We start from the raw sequence: 19,864 nt of genomic DNA on the forward strand, positions 1-19,864 counted from the left end.
GAATTCAAAATTAATTAATTGTTTTATTATTATTAAATGCTTTTATACTAAAATTTATATTCATTCATTAAACAAATTGATTTCTTATAAAGTTTGTCATATAAATATATATCATAATCATAGTGTTTTATATAGATTTTGATAGATAAATAAAAAATTTACTATTAAACTATTCTGAACAGCAAGATTATTCATTTATATTATTAATTATTCTAAAATATTTAATTTATTAGTTGTAAATAAACTGAGACTAGAATGATAGATAAGAATATAAAAAAATCGTTAGTTATACTATCTAATATCAGTAAATCTTTTGATAATAAATTGATTATTGATAATTTCAATTTAAAAATTTATAACGGTGAATTTATTACTTTGCTTGGACCTTCTGGTTGCGGTAAAACTACTATTTTACGTTTAATCGCAGGACTAGAAAAAGCTAACAAAGGTTTTATTTTACTTAATGATAATGACATTACTAATACATCTGCTGATGAACGTCATATTAATACAGTATTTCAAAGCTATGCACTTTTCCCGCATATGTCTGTATTTGAAAATATTGCTTTTGGTTTACGTATGCAAAGAACTCCATATTATGAAATAACTAGACGAGTTAAAGATGTTTTAACTATGGTACAATTAGAAAATTTTGATCAACGTCATCCGCATCAACTTTCTGGTGGACAGCAACAACGTGTAGCAATAGCTAGAGCTGTAATAAATCGTCCACAGGTATTGTTATTAGATGAACCCTTATCAGCATTAGATTATAAATTACGTAAACAAATGCAAAATGAACTGAAAGCATTACAACGCAAGCTTGGTATTACGTTTATTTTTGTTACTCATGATCAAGAAGAAGCACTTGCAATGTCTGATCGTATCGTAGTTATGCGTAATGGTAAAATTGAACAAGACGGGACACCACGTGAAATATATGAAAAACCTAAAAATTTGTTCGTTGCAAGATTTATTGGAGAAATAAATGTTTTCGATACAAAAGTTCTTAAAAGTAATAAAAATTCATATATTCGTGCATTAGTTGAAGGTTATGAATGTGATATTTATTGTCCTTTTCCGGTTAAAACAGGTGACAAGTTATATGTAATGTTAAGACCAGAAGATCTTCGTGTTAAAGAAATCTACAATCATAGTAATAATATAGATGGTTTAATTGGATATGTGCGTGAACTAAATTACAAAGGGATGACTCTAGAATCAACTCTAGAACTAGAAAATGGTAAATTAATTACTGTTAGTGAATTTTTTAATGAAGATGATCCAGATGTTGATCATTTTTTAGATCAGAAAATGTCTATAAATTGGGTAAAAAGTTGGGAGGTAGTTTTACCATATGAAATTAACGAGTAATAGATTTCAAAAGACAGTGATTTTATTAATAGTAGGATGGTTGATTACATTTGTATTTTTACCAAATTTAATGATTTTTATAGTCAGTTTTTTAACGCGTGATAATGAACATTTAATTAATACGACCTTCACATTTGATAATTATATAAGATTAATTGATCCTTTATATATTAAAGTTTTATTACATTCTTTGAATATAGCGATTATAGCTACTGTTTTTTGCTTATTATTAGGATATCCATTTGCTTGGTGTTTAACTAAATTACCCATACATATCAAACCAATAATGTTATTTCTATTAATAGTACCATTTTGGACTAATTCTTTAGTTCGTATTTATTGCCTAAAAATTTTTTTAAGTACACGAGGTTGGTTTAATAATTTTTTAATGTGGCTTGGTATTATTAATAAGCCTTTTCATATTATGTATAAACCCGAAGCTGTAATATTTGGACTAATATATATTCTATTACCTTTTATGATTTTGCCAATTTATTCTAATTTAGAAAAATTAGATAAATCTTGTTTAGAAGCAGCATATGATTTAGGTGCAAATAAAATCCAAACTTTTTTTTATATTATATTACCTCTTACTATGCCTGGAATTATTGCAGGATGTTTACTGGTTTTGATTCCTGCTATGGGTATGTTTTATGTGTCTGATTTAATGGGAGGAGCAAAAAATTTACTTATTGGGAATATCATTAAAAACCAATTTCTTACTATTAGAGATTGGCCGTTCGGAGCATCTATAAGTATAGTAGTAACATTTTTAATGTGGATAATGTTATTAATCTATTGGCGTACTATGAGTTTACTAAAAAACTAAGGTAAAGTTAAAATGACTATATCTTGTTTACGTAGTAGTTTTATGGCTATCATTTATACTTGGATTTATATTCCTATATTAATTTTAATTATTAATTCATTTAATGCGTCTAAATTTGGAATGCATTGGCAAGGGTTTAGTATATCTTGGTATAGAATTTTAATTAATAACAATAGTTTAATTCAAGCAGCACAAAATTCATTAATTGTAGGAGTATGTTCTGCTAGCTTAGCTACTATTATAGGTTCTTTGACAGCGTTAGCACTTTATCGTTACCATTTTCGTGGAAAATCATTTATTAATGGGATGTTATTTACAGTAATGATGTCACCAGATATTGTTATGGCAATTTCATTGTTAGTATTATTTATGTTATTAGGTATACCACTTGGTTTTTGGTCGTTACTTATTTCTCATATCACTTTTTGTCTTCCATTTGTAGTAATTACTATCTATTCATGGTTAAAGGATTTTGATGTAAGAATGTTTGAAGCTGCCAAAGATTTAGGTGCAAACGAAATGACTATTTTAAATAAAATAATCCTACCTTTAGCGATGCCAGCAGTAACTGCAGGATGGTTATTGAGTTTTACTTTATCTATGGATGACGTTATAGTATCTTCATTTGTCACTAGTCCTGATTTTGAAATATTACCATTAAAAATTTACTCAATGGTTAAAGTTGGAATATCTCCAGAGGTAAATGCAATTACAGTAATTTTAGTATTAGTATCACTATTATTAGTAGCCAGTAGCCAGTTATTACTGAATAAAAATAAATAAGGGAGAATTACAATGAAGTATTTTGCTCAATTTTTTATTGGTATATTATTGATGCTATTTACTACAGTACAAGCGCAATCACCTAATAATGTATTATATTTTTACAACTGGACTGAGTATGTACCTTCAGGATTATTAGAACAATTTACTAAAGAGACAGGTATTAAAGTTATCTATTCAACTTATGAATCCAATGAAATTATGTATTCTAAGTTAAAAACATGGAAAAATGGTTCTTATGATTTAGTAGTTCCATCAAGTTATTTTGTTGCTAAAATGCGTAAGGAAAAAATGCTACAGAAAATAGATAAAATTGCATTAACTAATTTTAAGAACCTTGATCCTAATTTATTAAATAAACCATTTGATCCTAATAATAATTATTCTATTCCATATATTTGGGGTGCTACTGTTATTGGAGTTAATTCTGATGAAATTAATCCAAAAAGTATTACCAGTTGGGCTGATTTATGGAAACCTCAATATAAAAAAAGTTTACTATTAATAGACGATGCTCGTGAAGTTTTTCAAATAGCACTACGTAAACTTGGTTATTCAGGTAACACTAGAGATTTAAAACAAATTAAGACTGCCTATGAAGAATTGAAAAAGCTAATGCCAAATATAGTAGCATTTAATTCTGATAATCCTGGAAATCCTTATATGCAAGGAGATGTCTTGTTAGGTATGGTTTGGAATGGTTCTGCTTATGTGGCGCGTCAATCTGGTGCACCATTAGAAACTATTTGGCCTAAAGAAGGTGGGATATTTTGGATGGATAATCTTTCTATTCCAATACATGCTAAAAATATAAAAGGTGCTTTAAAATTAATTAATTTTTTACTGCGTCCAGAAATAGCAGCAAAAGTTTCTATATCTATCGGGTATCCTACTGCAAATAAAGAAGCAAAGAAATTTTTACCAAAAAAAATAACTAATAATACATTATTATATCCACCTAACGATATATTACAAAAAGGTGAATGGCAAAATGATGTAGGAGATGCTAGTCGAGAATATGAAATTCTATTTCAAAAACTTAAAGCTGATCATTAAACAATAATTTAATCAACATGAAATAAAAATCGAAAATATTGAAGTATTATGATTAATAAACAACGTTACCCTATACCTAAAAGAGCAGGTGATATTTATCATTTAGGTCAATTAGTCGGTAATTCATGTATAATGGAATATACAAACATAATTGAAAATTATTTTGGTCTTATATTAATAGTAACATCAAACACACAAGATTCTCTTCAGCTTTTTAGTGAAATAAGCCAGTTAACTAAACATTATGTTAATCATTTTCCTGATTGGGGAATCGCTCCCTATAGCAGATTATCTCCTAATCAAAATATTATATCGAATAGAATTTCTATACTTTGTCAATTATCTAAAATAAAGCATGGAATAATAATTATATCAATAAAAACATTAATGCAATTAATTTGTCCTAGTGATTTTTTATATTGTAATACATTATTAATAAGACAAGGTGAAAAATTATCAAATAATTATTTTAAAAACAAATTGGAGAAAATTGGTTATAAACTTGTTGACCACATATTAGAACCGGGCGAATATAATATAACAAAAAGTTGTTTATATGATTTGTTTCCTATAGGATATGATCGGTGTTATCGTATCAATTTATTTAATGATGATATCCATGATATTAATGAAATAGATTTAAAAGAACAAAAATTACTTAATAGAGTATCAGAAATTAACTTATTTCCTAAACATGAATTTCCAACAAATAAAGATGCACTAAAATTTTTTTGTAATCGTTGGAAACGGTATTTTAACAAAACAAATAGTAATAAAGATTACATATATCAAAATATTGATATGGGAATTTTACCAGCTGGTATTGAATACTGGTATCCTCTTTTTTTTGATAAACCGTTATTTACCTTTTTTGATTATCTTCCATTAAATACCATAATTATTAATCATAGTACATTAGAAAAATCGGCAGCAAATTTTTGGCAAAACATTCAAAAATTTTATGATGATAATAATATTAATTCTAATAGATCTTTACTAAAGCCAACTAATTTATGGATAAAACCAGATTGTTTAATAAACAAATTGAATGATTGGCCTCAAATAAAAATAACTGATAAAAAACTACCTAAAAAACAAAACAATATTAATCTAGGATATCAACTACTTCCCCCATTAATTTCCAAGAAAGACAATAAGTTTTCTTTGAAATATTTAGCTAGATTTATTAAAAAATTTAATGGTTATATAATACTGTTTGCTAAAAATAAAATTTATCAAACAAAAATTCAAAAATTGCTTGAATATATTGAATTAAATCCTGTTATAATAAACAATTTTAATGAATCAAAATACAAAAAGCTTAGTTTGATGATTGGTAATATTCGTAGTGGATTCATAGATACTATGAACAATAAAGCCATAATCTGTGAAAATGATATAATTAATAAAAATTTTAATACTTGGGATAAAGATGAAAAAAATTGGAATCAATCTAATTTAGATAAATTTATTTTTGATATTGAAAGAATAAGTCATGGACAACCAGTGGTGCATTTAGAACATGGTATTGGTCGCTATATGGGTTTAATCACAATTAAAACAAATAATATTGACTCTGAATATTTGATTCTTTCTTACGCGGATGATACTAAACTCTACGTACCGGTATCATCACTTCATTTAATTAGTTGTTATATAGGTTATACGAATGACAATATACCACTTCATAGATTAGGTAGTGATATATGGTTGCGTGCACGCCAAAAAGCTATTGAAAAAATTCGTGATGTTGCAGCAGAACTTTTAGATATTTATGCTAATCGCAATTTAAAGTGTGGTTATTCCTTTAAATATAATAAAAGTAGATATCAGTCTTTTTGCAGTAATTTTCCTTTTAATATTACATTAGATCAACAAAAAGCTATAAATGAAGTAATAGAAGATATGTGCAAACCCATCACCATGGATAGATTAATATGCGGTGATGTTGGTTTTGGTAAAACTGAAGTAGCAATACGTGCTTCTTTTATTGCTGTTGAGGATAAAAAACAAGTTGCAATTCTTGTCCCTACAACTATTTTAGCACAACAATATTATGAAAACTTTAAAAACAGATTTAATAATTGGTCTGTTAAAATTGAAATGTTATCTGATTTTAGAACTGATAAAGAACAAAAATCTATATTAGAACAAACTAAAAAAGGTGCAATAAATATTCTAATCGGTACACATAAAATATTAAATAAAAATATTAAGTGGAAGAATTTAGGTTTATTAATTGTTGACGAAGAACATCGTTTTGGAGTATGTCAAAAAGAATATATAAAAGCTATATATAGTGATATAGATATAATAACATTAACAGCAACACCAATTCCACGCACGTTACATATGGCTATAACTGGTATGCGCGATATTTCTATTATTGCTACTCCACCTGAGTATCGTTTACCAGTTAAAACTTTTGTTTCTGAATTTAATTCTGAAATTATACGTGAGGCAATTTTACGAGAGATTTTAAGAGGAGGACAAGTATATTATCTACATAATAAAGTTAGTGATATTGAAAAAATAGCTAATTATATAAGCAAATTAATACCGGAAGCTCGTGTAACCATTGCTCATGGACAAATGCCTGAAAGTGATTTAGAACAAGTAATGAATGATTTTTGTTGTCAATATTTCAATGTTTTGGTCTGTACTACAATTATTGAAAATGGTATGGATATCCCAAATGCAAATACAATTATTATTGATCGTGCTGATAGGCTTGGTTTAGCACAATTATATCAATTAAGAGGACGAGTGGGACGTTCACATTATCAAGCATATGCTTGGTTATTAATTCCCAGCCAAAAATTTATTACTAATAGGGCTACTAAAAGATTTGAAGTAATTTCCTCTTTAAAAGAGTTAGGAACTGGTTTTACATTAGCAATTAGTGATTTAGAAATTCGTGGATCAGGTGAAGTACTTGGCGAAAAACAGAGTGGACAGGTAGAAATACTTGGTTTATCACTTTATATGGAATTATTAGAAAATTATATTCACGATATCAAGAGTAATAAATCTTCTTCGATTTCGATAGAAGATCTAGTCAATAATAAAAACATTGAAATAGAACTTCAAATACCAGCTATTATTCCTGAATATTTTATTAAAAATGCAAACACTCGTCTGTCGTTATATAAAAAAATTGCAACTGCTACAAGTGAATATAATCTTCAAGAACTACAAAATGAAATGATTAATAATTTCGGTTTATTACCTGATGCAACAATTAATTTATTAAAAATTGCATCAATACGATTACAAGCTCGTCAATTAGGGTTATGTAAAATAAAAGTTAATGATACAGGAGGTTATTTCGATTTTTCCTTAAAAAACAAGGTTGATCTTATTAAATTAGTTAATTTAATACAAAAAGAACCTGATAAATGGAAATTTGATGGAAATACGAAACTACGAGTTTACTGTAATGAAATAAAATCACAAAATTCACGTATAGAATGGATAAAAAATTTCATTACTTATTTATTGATTGTCTGATTAAATCTTATTTAGATATTTAAGTATTTTACAAATTATATTATTTCAGTTTATATCATAGGACCCAATGCTTTACCTCCTAATAGATGCATATGAACATGATAAATTTCTTGTCCAGCATGTTTATTGCAATTTATTATAAGACGATAACCACTTTCATTAATTTTTTCTGCTCTTGCAATTTTAGCAGCAACTAAGAACATTCTTCCTAGTGTTTTTTCATGTTCATTTTTAACTTCATTAATACTTGGGATGAGTATGTTTGGTACAATTAAAACATGTGTCGGTGCTTTAGGTGATACATCACGAAACGCTGTTACTAATTCATCTTGATACAGAATATCAGATGAAATTTCATGTTTAATGATTTTACTAAAAATAGTTTCTTTTAACATAAAATGTTTCCTTTACATACTAGAACATACAATATATTATATGTCATAATTTCATATAATCATCTATATCAGTTTTAATATTGCCAGATTTAGTACCGAAAATAACTTGAATACCACATCCAGATACAAGAACACCTCGTGCACCAAGATTTTCTAATTCCTCTCTATTTACTTTATCAGTATCTAATACTTTTACTCGAAGACGCGTAATACAAGCATCAAGACTAGTAATATTGTTTTTACCCCCAAAAGCTATAATTAGCTTACGTGCTGTTTCTCTATTAGTTAAGGACAATTGATTATTATTAAAATTTTCACGTCCTGGTGTCTTAAAATCAAATTTAATAATTAAATAACGAAATAATACATAATATGCTAAAGAATATACAATACCTATAATTGGAAATAACCAAATTTTAGATCCATTTCCACTTAAAATAATAAAATCAATTAAACCATGTGAAAAACTAGTTCCATTACGCATGTTAAATAAAATACATACAGGAAATGCTATACCAGCTAATATAGCATGTATTATATAAAGAACAGGAGCAACAAACATAAAAGAGAATTCAATAGGCTCAGTAATACCAGTTAAAAATGAAGTTAACATAGCCGTAACCATAACACCACCTATTCTTGAACGATATTCAGATTTAGATGTATGCCAAATGGCAAGTGCTGCTGATGGTAACCCATACATTTTAAAAAGAAATCCACCAGATAATTTACCTGCAGTTGAATCTCCCGCCATATATCTTGGAATATCACCATGGAATATTTGTCCAGATGTGTTGACAAATTCACCAACTTGCATTTGAAAAGGAACATTCCAAATATGATGCAAACCTAAAGGCATTAAAATACGCTCAACTAATCCGTAAATACCAAAAGCAACCACTGGATTTTGATAGGCAGCCCATTGTGAAAACCGTTCAATAGTAAATCCTACAGGCGGCCAAATAACAGCTAGTAATATACCTATAATAATTGCAACTAGTCCTGAAACAATTGGTACGAAACGTTTTCCTGAAAAAAAACCTATATATTCTGGTAATATAATACGATAAAATTTATTAAACATATATGATACTAAAAACCCTATTATAATACCTCCTAAGACACCAGTATCAGTAAGATGTTGTATTTTAATATTTTGCACTGTATCACATAAAATTAATGAAGATACTGTCAACATAGTTTTTACCATTATACCATAAGCTACTACAGTAGCTAATGCTGAAACTCCATCATTATTTGTAAAACCTAGTGCTATACCTATTGCAAAAATTAATGGCATATTAGAAAACACCGATTCTCCAGCTTCTGCCATTACATGTGATATTGTACTAGGCAATATACTAAAATTAGCTGATCCTAAACCTAATAAAATACCTGCAATTGGTAATACTGATATTGGTAGCATAAGTGATTTACCAATTTTTTGTAAGTTAGAAAAAGCATTTGTTAACATAGTGTAAAACTCCTATAATATACATCTATTTTATTAGACAATGAGATAGGGGCACTTATTAATTAATAAGCTTGATATTAATATGATTATTAAATTAATTAATAGATACTTGAAATAATCTTAAAAAATTATTAGTAGTTTCTTCTGCTAATATTTCTATATCTATATTTTTTATCATAGCAACATATTCAGCAATATCTCTAGTATAGGCTGGCTGATTTTCTTTACCACGGTGTGGAATTGGAGTAAGGTAAGGCGAGTCTGTTTCAATCAAAATGCGGTTAATTGGCACATAACGTATAATTTTATCTAGTTGTTGATTTTTATTAAAAGTTACTATACCAGAAAAAGAGATATAAAATCCCATGTCTAATAACTTACGTGCCGCGATTTGATTTTCTGAAAAACAGTGTAATACACCGCTGCATACTTCACTTTTTTCTTCCTTTAAAATATTTAAAGTATCTGTGATGGCATTTCTTGAATGAACTATAATTGGTTTTTTTAGATGAATTCCAGCACGAATATGATTTCGAAAAGAAATTTGTTGATTTATTTTATTATTTTGACGATAATGGTAATCCAATCCAGTTTCACCTAATGCAATTACTCGATCATCTGCAGCTAAATAATAAAAGTCCTTATTATTATATGATTCTGGATTATTAAGTGGGTGCACTCCACAGGAAAGTGCAATGTTTTTATGTTTACCGACTAGTTTCTTTAGATTTTTAAAATCTGATAAATCAGTAGATACTGCGAGCATGAATTTTACGTCACGTAACACTGCTTTTGTTATAACATCGTCAATGTTATGATGATTGTTTTTATAATCTAATAAATTGAGATGGCAATGTGAATCAACAATAAACATAAATTTTCTCATATAATTGAAATTAACTAAAAATTATTGAATTAGTTATATTAGTTCTAAAAGATCTTAATAATATATTAGCAAGCATTAATTCTTTACTTACTGAAGTTTTATGAATTGATTTATTTTTATAGTTTATCCAATCGTATATCATACTACTTAGATTGTTAAACGAAAAAAACTTAGAGAATAAAAAAATGACATCTGTACGATCTATATTAGTCAAATGCTCTGTTATATTATTTTGCATTTTCATAGCATCTAATATTAAAGATATTAACCAATGAATACAGATACTATCATTTTCATGAATAATAGGTAATAATTGTAAAATATCTTTCTTAATTGCAAATAATAAATTATCATATAATTCTTTTCTAAGAAACCAATTTTTTTCTATAAGATTTAATGCTGTAACAGGTATTCCATGGCTTAAACGTAGTGCAGATATAATAGATTTTTCTTCTTGGACACATTGTTGTTGTAACCATATTAAACTACTGTGTTCACTAGGAGGACATAAATTTAATACAATACAGCGACTACGTATTGTTAATAATACTTTTGAAATATTTTGCGTACTAAAAAAAAAGAAAACATTAGGTGGTGGTTCTTCAATTATCTTTAATAAAGCATTACCAGCTGATTGAGTAAGTATGTCTATATTTGCTAACCACACAATTTTTTTATTACCTTGCTGTGCGCACTGATATAGATTACATACTAAATTTCTAATTATTTCTATACCTAAATTTTCTTTTCTTTGAGTATTGATTATATAATAATCCGGATGACTATTTAACTGCATTAATTTACAACCATTACATATTTGACATGTTTTTAAACCAATCGGTTTATGACATAATAGCCAAGAACTTAATTTGCGAATAAGTATTTCTTTTCCAATACCTTTGATTCCGTTAACTATCATTGTAGGATGTTGAAAACCATTCTGATATTGAGTAATGATTTGTATATAGGTTTGATCCAACCAAGGATAATCATTCATTTTATTTTTAGCCAATTAAATAAAGAATTTTTTAAATTCTGAATAACAGTATCTAAAGATTTAGTTGCATCAATAAATATTATACTATTATCTTTTCTAACTATATCTAAGTAACAATTACGAGTGCGCTCAAAGAAACTTAATGATTCTTGTTCGATTCGATCTAAATCACCTTTTTTTTGTAGTCTTCGTAAACATATATCAGGAGTGATATCTAAATAAAAAGTTAGATTAGGATAAATATCATCTAATACCATAGATTTAAGATGATGAATCAAATTCTTATCTAATTGCCTACCACCACCTTGATAAGCTTGTGATGAGAGATCATAGCGGTCGCTAATCACCCATTTACCAACATTTAAAGCTGGTTTAATAACATTTTCCAACAATTGCACTCGTGCGGCATACATGATTAATAATTCTGCTTTGTCTGATATAAATTCTTTTTTTGTGTTTTTTTTAATTATATAACGTAAACTTTCTGCTATAGGAGTACCACCAGGTTCTCTAGTAAGCACAATATTTTTCTTACTAATACCATATTCATTTAATGTTTTGATAATAATACTACAAGCAGTAGTTTTGCCTGAACTTTCTAAACCTTCTACAGTGATAAATTTATTTTGCATTTTTTATTTTTATCATTAACAAAATATAGTTTTATAAATATTTTAATATGTAAAATAGTTACTGAAATCAATAATATTTTATTAAATTTATTTAAATAAATTATCATGTTTAAAAAAATCACTATATTGATGTTATCTACATAATTGTTTTTTTTAGAACATAGGTTTACGAAAATAACCTTAATTATATTTATTAAATTTAATTTTGATTTATTGTATATATTAATTTACTATCTTTAATAATTAAATAATGCTTATATATACAATCTAATTCATCAAAATTGAATTAATTTATAAAAAAATCCAGATAGCTATTATCTATTTTAGCTATCTGGATGGATTAATTATCTTATTTAGTTTTTGTGGTCATTAATATAATCTATCGCTGCCTGAACGGTAGTGATTTTTTCAGCTTCTTCATCTGGAATTTCAGTATCAAACTCTTCTTCCAAAGCCATTACCAGCTCAACGGTATCAAGAGAATCAGCACCTAGGTCATCTACAAAAGATGCAGAATTAGTGACTTCATCTTCTTTTACACCTAGTTGTTCACAGATGATTTTCTTAACTCGTTGTTCGATATCACTCATACTATTTAATTTCCTGTCAAAACTCGCTTATGCGATGATTTCATAGTTTATAAAATATTAAAAAGGATGCAACAAAATCTAATAGAATCAAAATAATAATATTGTTATTTTAAAAGCAAATAGTTTATAGAAACTAATAATTAAATTACATGAATACCACCATTAACGTTAATTATTTCGCCAGTGATATATGATGCTTTTTCAGAAGCTAAAAAAACAACAACATCAGCTATTTCTTGAGATTTACCTAAACGTTTCATAGGTATTTTTTCTATAATATTAGAATGTTGATCTTTATTTAATACTCGTGTCATATCTGTTTCAATCAGTCCGGGTGATACTACATTAACAGTTATTCCACGTGATGCGATTTCAAGTGCTAAAGATTTACTAAAACCTATTAAACCTGCTTTTGATGCTGCGTAATTAGTTTGACCAATATTACCATAAGTTCCAACTATAGAGCTAATAGTAATAATACGTCCCATGCGTTTCCTTAACATTGAAGGTATAACTGCTTTACAAAGTCTATAAACAGAAGTAAGATTTATATTAAGAACATCGTTCCAATCGTGATGATTCATTCGTATTAAAAGATTATCACGAGTTATACCTGCATTATTAATTAAAATATCAATTTTGCCAAATTTAGAATAAATTTTTTTTAAAACGTTATCTATAGATTTTGAATCATTAACATTTAGTAGTAAACCCTTACCTTGATCTTTTAAATTATCATTAATAATTGAAATGCCATCTTCATTTGTTGAAGTTCCAATGACTTTAACGCCACTGAATGCTAATGTTTTAGCAATTGCAAGTCCAATGCCTCGACTAGCTCCGGTTACTAATGCTATTTTATTGTTAAAAATCATTTTATTCATATTATCTATATATTATCTAAAGCTATTGATAAAGCGTGACTATTATTTATTGATATAGATGTTAAATTGCTTGAAATACGTTTAGTTAAATTACTTAGTACTTTACCAGGACCAATTTCTAATAATATAGTAATACGTTGTTTAGCCATTGATTTGATGATTTCTGACCAACGAACTGGACTGTACATTTGACGAACTAAAGCGCTTCGAATTTCACTTATATCGTATTCTATTTTAACATCAACATTATTAATTATTGATATAGAAGGTATTTTAAATATTATTTTTTCTAATTCACTTGCTAATTTTATTGCTGCTGATTTCATTAATACACAATGTGCAGGTATACCAACTATTAAGGGTATAATATATTTTGCTCCTGCTAATTTACAAGCAATACTGGCTCGCTCTACAGCTTCCTTATCACCTGTAATTACATATTGATCTGTTGCATTAAAACTTGCTATAGAAACAATTTGATTTTTTTTTGTTTCTTCACATATTTGCTGAATTTTTATTTCATTTAAACCTATGATAGCATGCATTGCACTTGTTCTATTTTCAACTATTTCTTGCATTAATTTACCGCGAAATTCAACTACTTTTATAGTATCAGGAAAGGTTATAACATCTGCACAAACCAATGCAGAATATTCACCTAAGCTGTGTCCTGCCATAAATACAGGTGTTCTACCCCCTTGTTGTTTCCATATACGATATATGGCAACAGAAGCAGTTAAAATAGCTGGTTGTGTTTTACATGTTTTATTTAAATCTTCATTTGGACCTTGATGAACTAATTTTAATAAATCGTATCCCAAAGTATAAGATGCTTCTTGAAAGGTTTCTCTTGCTATAGGATATTTTGCTATAAGGTCTTTTAGCATGCCAATATGTTGTGATCCTTGACCAGGGAAAACAAATGCTAGTTGAGTCATTATTAACTCCTAAATATTTAGAAACGTAGTAACGCTGAACCACATGTAAATCCACTACCAAAAGCTTCTAATAAAATAATTTGACCTGTTTTAACACGACCGTCCCGAACTGACTCATCTAATGCACTTGGCACTGAAGCAGCAGAAGTATTGCCATGACGATCAATTGTAATAACTACTTTATCTATGTTTATTCCTATTTTTTTTGCAGTTGCAAGAATAATACGTAAATTTGCTTGATGAGGTATTAACCAATCTATCATATCTATGTTAAAACTATTAGCTTTTAATGTTTCATTAGCAATGCTAGTTAATTCTTCCACTGCAACTTTAAAAACTTCATTTCCTGCCATATTAATATAAACTGGTTTATTTTGAAATATATTGCTACCTTGATATGGTAAAGTTAATAGCTGTGCATAGGATCCATTAGAATGTAAATGTGTAGAAATAATACCAGGTCTATTGCTTTTTGCTAGAATAACGGCACCTGCACCATCACCAAATAAAATTATGGTATTTCGGTCATTAGGATTAAGTTTACTTGCTAAAACATCAGAACCAATGACTAAAGCATATTTAATCTTACCATTTTTTATAAATTGATCAGCTACACTTAAAGCATAAATAAAACCAGTGCAAGCTGCAGCTAAATCAAATGCAGTACAATCTTTTATTTCCAACATTTGTTGAATCATACATGCAGAGCTTGGAAATGCATGACTAGAAGAAGTAGTTGCTATAATAATCAGTTCAATTTCATTATGATTTATATCAGCCATACTTAAAGCATGTTTAGCAGCATTAAATCCCATGCTCGCGACGGTTTCATTTTTTGAGGCAATACGTCTCTCTTTTATACCAGTCCTGGAAACAATCCATGCGTTTGATGTATCTACCATCTTTTCCAAATCTCGATTTGTTCGAATATGGATAGGTAAATAGCTACCAGTACCAATAATTTTGGCAAACATTGAAAATAAACTGCTCCTAACTATATAAAATACATAGTTTTTATTATTTTTATTAATTTCCTAATACATCATTTTAGTTTTAATAATTAATTAGTTTATTAAAACAAACCAAGACATTTTAATTTAGTAATGAATTTAACTTTTATTAAGAACATTTATTTTTCAATAAATTAAAATGTATTATCTTAACAATCTTTTAAAATAATATGTCATGTTAATCTTATTTTATAAATTTAGAAAAATTTCTTTTGAAATAAAAAATTTTATTGGCTAGTTACAATGTTATTTAGTGTCTTCTTTTTTTAAAATAAGTTTAACACCACGATAATAACCATCTAAAGTTAAATGATGGCGTAGATGAGTTTCACCAGAAGTTTTATCTATTGAAATTTTATTTGTTTTAAGAAAATCATGTGAACGACGCATACCTCTTTTAGAACGAGTAGGTTTATTTTTTTGTACAGCCATAGTGGACATCTCCTTATAACTTATATTATGTTAAATATAATAGCATGTACTCTAATATGTTCTAATCTATACTAGTAATATTTAGCATTAATAATATTTAGCATTAAAAAACTTAAAACTGAAATTAATAAAAAACATCTAAGTAGACTACTTATATATTAGCAAAGTTTTATGAAATTTAATGTTATTCATAAAATAAATTTTATGAGTAAATTAAAAATCATTAACAATGGTTTGTGAAATTATGAATTATTTTTTCATACAAAAACGTAAATTGTTTAAACATTTTTTTAACATTTCATCTATAGGTGCTTCTATATACATTAATTTTTTAGTTTTTGGATGAATTAAAGTTAAAGAAAAAGCATGAAGAAACAATCGATTTAATCCTGTTGTAATTACTTTATTATTAAAATTTTTATTACCATAACGTTTATCGAATAAAATAGGGTGACCAGCATATAATGTATGAACACGAATTTGGTGTGTATATCCAGTAACTGGATTAGCTTTCATAAGTGTAGAAGATTGAAAATATTCTTCTACTGTAAAATATGTTTCAGAAGGTCTTCCGTTGATATCAACACATACCATAGATTTACCATACCTAGGATTTATTTTTATTAAAGGAACATTAATTCTATTTAAACTCTTTGGCCAAATACCATTCACTAGTGTTAAATAAGTTTTTTTAATGCTTTTATTACGTAATTGTTCATGTAATAGCCTTAACATAGAACGTTTTTTAGCAATTAATAATAATCCAGATGTATCCTTATCAATTCTATGTACTAATTCTAGAAATGATGAACGAGGACGTAATGCTCTTAGTCCCTCAATAACACCAAAATTTAATCCACTTCCGCCATGTACGGCTATACCTGAAGGTTTGTTTAACACTATTAATGAATCATCTTCATATAAGATAATTTTATTTAAAAAAGTTATATCATGTATTTTTTTTTGAAATATTTGTTTAGAAGATTGATTACCTAAATAAAATGGTGGAATACGTATATTATCTCCTATTTCTAATTTATAGAAAGGTTTAATACGTTTTTTATTAACCCTTACTTGACCTTTTCTTAATATTCTGTATATAAAATTTTTTGGTATGTTTTTAAATTTTGAATATAAAAAGTTATCAATTCTTTGGTTTAGATTTTTATCAGTTATAGTAATATTTTGTAACTTACAATAATTCTTTGTCATTTTAATATTTTTAATTATATTAATATAGTTTTTCTATTATTGATAATACATCATATAATATTTTTATTAAATTTTTATTATATATGCAAATAAGTTTTTATAATAATACAAAATTTAATATACAAATAAATTAATAAATGCTCGGTAAATTAAAAATATTATTTTCTTATTATTAAACGAAAGATATAAACGAATAAAGCAAGATTAAAAATTATTTGAAATATTAATTTGTTATATCATTTTATTCAACATATGTATTTACCATTTTTTAATTGATATAGTTATATCATATTTATACTAAATTTTAACTAATTTAAAATGATACGTCATATCATTTTAATTACAAGATTCATCATCTAATAAATATAACTATTTCATTAATATAATTAATTAAAAGAGCTAATTAAAAGAACTAATTAAAAGAACTAATTAAAAGAACAATGAGCAATTTAAAATGAAAAGAATGTTAATTAATGCAACTCAAGAGGAAGAGTTACGTATTGCTTTAGTTGATGGTCACCGCCTTTATGATTTAGATATTGAAAATTCTAGACATGAACAAAAAAAAGCAAATATTTATAAAGGTAAAATTATACGTGTAGAACCCAGCCTTGAAGCTGTCTTTGTTGATTATGGAACCAAGCGTCACGGTTTTCTTCCAATCAAAGAAATTTCTTCAGATTATTTTTCAGAAAATGATATAAGTAATGCTAACAATATTAAAGATTTATTTATTGAAGGTCAAGAATTAATAGTTCAAGTTGCAAAAGAAGAACGAGGGAATAAAGGAGCAGCTTTAACAACTTTTATATCATTAGCTGGATGTTATCTAGTATTAATGCCTAATAATCCTCGTGCTGCAGGTATTTCACGTCGCATCGAAGGTGACGATCGCAATGAGTTAAAAGAAATAATTGCATCATTAGAAATTCCTAAAGGTATGAGCATAATTGTTCGTACAGCTGGTTTAGGTAAATCAGTTAAATTATTGAAATGGGATCTAAATTCCCGTATTAAACATTGGGAAACAATTAAAAAAATATCTAGTAATCGTCCCGCACCTTTTTTAATTTATCAAGAAAGTAGTGTAATTGTACGTGCTTTTCGTGACTATTTACGTCAAGATATTTGTGAAATTGTAATTGATGATCAGAAATTTTTAGAACTAGCATGTAAACATATTATTGAAATTGGAAGACCAGATTTTGTTAATAAAATAAAAAAATACGATAGCTGTATTCCATTATTTAGTCACTATCAAATAGAATCACAGATAGAATCTGCTTTTCAGCGTGAAGTATCTTTACCATCGGGAGGTTCTATTATTATAGATACTACTGAAGCTCTAACTGCTATTGATATTAATTCTGCACGATCTACTAGAGGTAAAGATATTGAAACCACTGCCTTAAATACTAATCTTGAAGCAGTAAAAGAAATTGCTAGACAGCTTCGTTTACGTGATTTAGGAGGATTAATTGTTATTGACTTTATTGATATGAATTCATTGGATAATCAACAAATTATTGAAGATAGGTTGCGTGAAGAAGTATCTCAAGATCGAGCACGTGTTCAAATTAATCATATTTCTTGTTTTGGGTTGTTAGAAATGTCTAGACAAAGAATAAGTCCTTCATTAGGTGAATCTAGTCATCATATTTGTCCACGTTGTAGCGGTACTGGTATTATCCGTGATAATGAATCACTTTCCCTTTCTATTTTAAGATTGATTGAAGAAGAAGCTATAAAATATAATACAAAAGAAGTACATGCTATTGTCCCTATACAAGTAGCATCATATTTGCTTAATGAAAAACGAGATGCAGTAAATGCCATAGAAAAACGTCAGAATGGAGTACGTGCTGCTATAGTTCCTAGTAATGCTTTAGAAAGTCCACACTATTCTGTTTTACGAGTCAGAAAAGGTGAAGAAACTAAAACACTAAGTTATCATTTACCTAAGTTACATGAAACAACTATTTTAGATCACGACAATAATATTAAGCGCCGTTATCTAGAAGAATCTATTATAAAAAAAAATATTATGTCAAATAATTCACTGTTATCTAGTCAAATAATATTGGATTATCCTAAAGTTAAGAAAAAAACTAATATTAAATCTTTAATAACTAAAATAAGAATTTTAAATAATAATAATTTTTTAAGTCGTTTAGTAAGCAATTTAAAAAACATTTTTCTTAATGAAGAATCATCCTTTATTAATTCTAATAAAACTAAATTTTTTTTACAAAAAAATAATTTTCAACAATATATTAATTATTTAAATGATATCTATATCAATAAATATCATCATGGCATTTTATCTGCACAAAATTTAAGAAAAAATAAATATTTTATAATAAGAAACAAATTATTTCATTATCTTAACAAGCACAGATTAATATCAAATAAAGTAATGTATGACCAGAAAAATTCTATAAAAATAGAATCAAAAAGGAACATCAAAAACATTTTTAAAATTAAAAATATATCATTAAATTTTCATTTAAAAAGTCAATTGAAGATCCTAGAAATTTGTAAAAAAATTAATAATATTAAAATACAATTCATTGAAGATAATAATTTAACTTATAGGCATATTTTCAGAAATAAAAATAATACTATTAAGAACAATATCAGTCTAATAAAATATTTATATAATGCAAAATTTTGTTTTTATCTGAAAGAATCAAGTTTGTTTAATTTTAAATATTCAAATAGTACATTAACTACTGTAGAAATGACGTCTAATAACATACAATCAAATAAAATACTCATATATTATAATGTTATCATAAATAAAAAAAATCATAACCAATAATATCATAACAAATGAGTATAATATGTTAAATATACTACTTG

At 26.9% G+C, this 19,864-nt stretch carries 17 protein-coding genes; 6 read left to right on the forward strand and 11 right to left on the reverse strand.

What is annotated here, in order from left to right:
• Positions 1-255 precede the first annotated feature (255 nt).
• Genes potA through mfd form a run of 5 tightly spaced genes read left to right on the forward strand, consistent with a single transcriptional unit; the run spans position 256 to position 7,552 of the window.
• Positions 256-1,374: a spermidine/putrescine ABC transporter ATP-binding protein PotA gene (potA, locus tag CRV10_RS01160; RefSeq protein ID WP_136129992.1), complete on the forward strand. Its 1,119-nt coding sequence runs from the start codon at positions 256-258 to the stop codon at positions 1,372-1,374.
• The gene (gene potB / locus CRV10_RS01165; RefSeq protein ID WP_136129993.1) at positions 1,358-2,203 is read left to right on the forward strand and encodes a spermidine/putrescine ABC transporter permease PotB; all 846 of its coding nucleotides are present in this window, start codon (positions 1,358-1,360) and stop codon (positions 2,201-2,203) included. Before potA ends, potB begins: the two co-directional genes overlap by 17 nt.
• A gap of 12 nt (positions 2,204-2,215) precedes the next feature.
• Positions 2,216-2,986, forward strand: a complete 771-nt coding sequence (potC, locus tag CRV10_RS01170; protein ID WP_136129994.1) for a spermidine/putrescine ABC transporter permease PotC — start codon at positions 2,216-2,218, stop codon at positions 2,984-2,986.
• 12 nt (positions 2,987-2,998) lie between these two features.
• Positions 2,999-4,042 (forward strand): spermidine/putrescine ABC transporter substrate-binding protein PotD, encoded by a 1,044-nt coding sequence (gene potD / locus CRV10_RS01175; RefSeq protein ID WP_136129995.1) that lies wholly within the window; start codon positions 2,999-3,001, stop codon positions 4,040-4,042.
• A gap of 48 nt (positions 4,043-4,090) precedes the next feature.
• Positions 4,091-7,552, forward strand: coding sequence for a transcription-repair coupling factor (gene mfd / locus CRV10_RS01180; protein WP_136129996.1), 3,462 nt, complete (start codon positions 4,091-4,093; stop codon positions 7,550-7,552).
• A gap of 50 nt (positions 7,553-7,602) precedes the next feature.
• On the opposite strand, the gene CRV10_RS01185 is transcribed toward mfd, so the two are convergent.
• From CRV10_RS01185 to rluC, 11 genes are all read right to left on the reverse strand, one after another.
• Positions 7,603-7,947, reverse strand: coding sequence for an HIT domain-containing protein (locus tag CRV10_RS01185; protein ID WP_136129997.1), 345 nt, complete (start codon positions 7,945-7,947; stop codon positions 7,603-7,605).
• A gap of 43 nt (positions 7,948-7,990) precedes the next feature.
• Positions 7,991-9,421, reverse strand: a complete 1,431-nt coding sequence (ptsG, locus tag CRV10_RS01190; protein WP_136129998.1) for a PTS glucose transporter subunit IIBC — start codon at positions 9,419-9,421, stop codon at positions 7,991-7,993.
• Positions 9,422-9,515: 94 nt separating this feature from the next.
• The gene (locus CRV10_RS01195; protein WP_136129999.1) at positions 9,516-10,295 is read right to left on the reverse strand and encodes a YchF/TatD family DNA exonuclease; all 780 of its coding nucleotides are present in this window, start codon (positions 10,293-10,295) and stop codon (positions 9,516-9,518) included.
• A 22-nt stretch (positions 10,296-10,317) separates the two neighbouring features.
• Entirely contained in the window at positions 10,318-11,304 is a 987-nt protein-coding gene (locus CRV10_RS01200) for a DNA polymerase III subunit delta' C-terminal domain-containing protein (protein WP_136130000.1), read from the reverse strand.
• The gene (tmk, locus tag CRV10_RS01205) at positions 11,301-11,936 is read right to left on the reverse strand and encodes a dTMP kinase (RefSeq protein WP_136130001.1); all 636 of its coding nucleotides are present in this window, start codon (positions 11,934-11,936) and stop codon (positions 11,301-11,303) included. The genes CRV10_RS01200 and tmk overlap by 4 nt, the downstream gene beginning before the upstream one ends.
• A 353-nt stretch (positions 11,937-12,289) precedes the next feature.
• Complete coding sequence (gene acpP, locus CRV10_RS01210; RefSeq protein ID WP_136130002.1) at positions 12,290-12,526, reverse strand: acyl carrier protein; 237 nt, start codon at positions 12,524-12,526, stop codon at positions 12,290-12,292.
• A 140-nt stretch (positions 12,527-12,666) separates the two neighbouring features.
• Positions 12,667-13,401, reverse strand: coding sequence for a 3-oxoacyl-ACP reductase FabG (gene fabG / locus CRV10_RS01215; RefSeq protein ID WP_136130097.1), 735 nt, complete (start codon positions 13,399-13,401; stop codon positions 12,667-12,669).
• Positions 13,402-13,415: 14 nt separating this feature from the next.
• A complete protein-coding gene (gene fabD, locus CRV10_RS01220; protein ID WP_136130003.1) occupies positions 13,416-14,348 on the reverse strand; it encodes an ACP S-malonyltransferase in 933 nt (310 codons plus the stop codon).
• Positions 14,349-14,365: 17 nt separating this feature from the next.
• On the reverse strand, positions 14,366-15,322 hold the full coding sequence (locus CRV10_RS01225; RefSeq protein WP_136130004.1) for a beta-ketoacyl-ACP synthase III: 957 nt from the start codon (positions 15,320-15,322) through the stop codon (positions 14,366-14,368).
• A 282-nt stretch (positions 15,323-15,604) separates the two neighbouring features.
• The gene (gene rpmF / locus CRV10_RS01230; protein WP_136130005.1) at positions 15,605-15,790 is read right to left on the reverse strand and encodes a 50S ribosomal protein L32; all 186 of its coding nucleotides are present in this window, start codon (positions 15,788-15,790) and stop codon (positions 15,605-15,607) included.
• Between the two features lie 249 nt (positions 15,791-16,039).
• Entirely contained in the window at positions 16,040-17,002 is a 963-nt protein-coding gene (rluC, locus tag CRV10_RS01235) for a 23S rRNA pseudouridine(955/2504/2580) synthase RluC (RefSeq protein ID WP_136130006.1), read from the reverse strand.
• A 454-nt stretch (positions 17,003-17,456) separates the two neighbouring features.
• Between rluC and rne the strand changes: the two genes are divergently transcribed.
• Positions 17,457-19,823, forward strand: coding sequence for a ribonuclease E (gene rne / locus CRV10_RS01240; RefSeq protein WP_136130007.1), 2,367 nt, complete (start codon positions 17,457-17,459; stop codon positions 19,821-19,823).
• Positions 19,824-19,864: the final 41 nt, after the last annotated feature.

The sequence above is a fragment of the Candidatus Pantoea edessiphila genome, from assembly GCF_002933355.1.
Lineage (GTDB): Bacteria > Pseudomonadota > Gammaproteobacteria > Enterobacterales > Enterobacteriaceae > Pantoea_C > Pantoea_C edessiphila.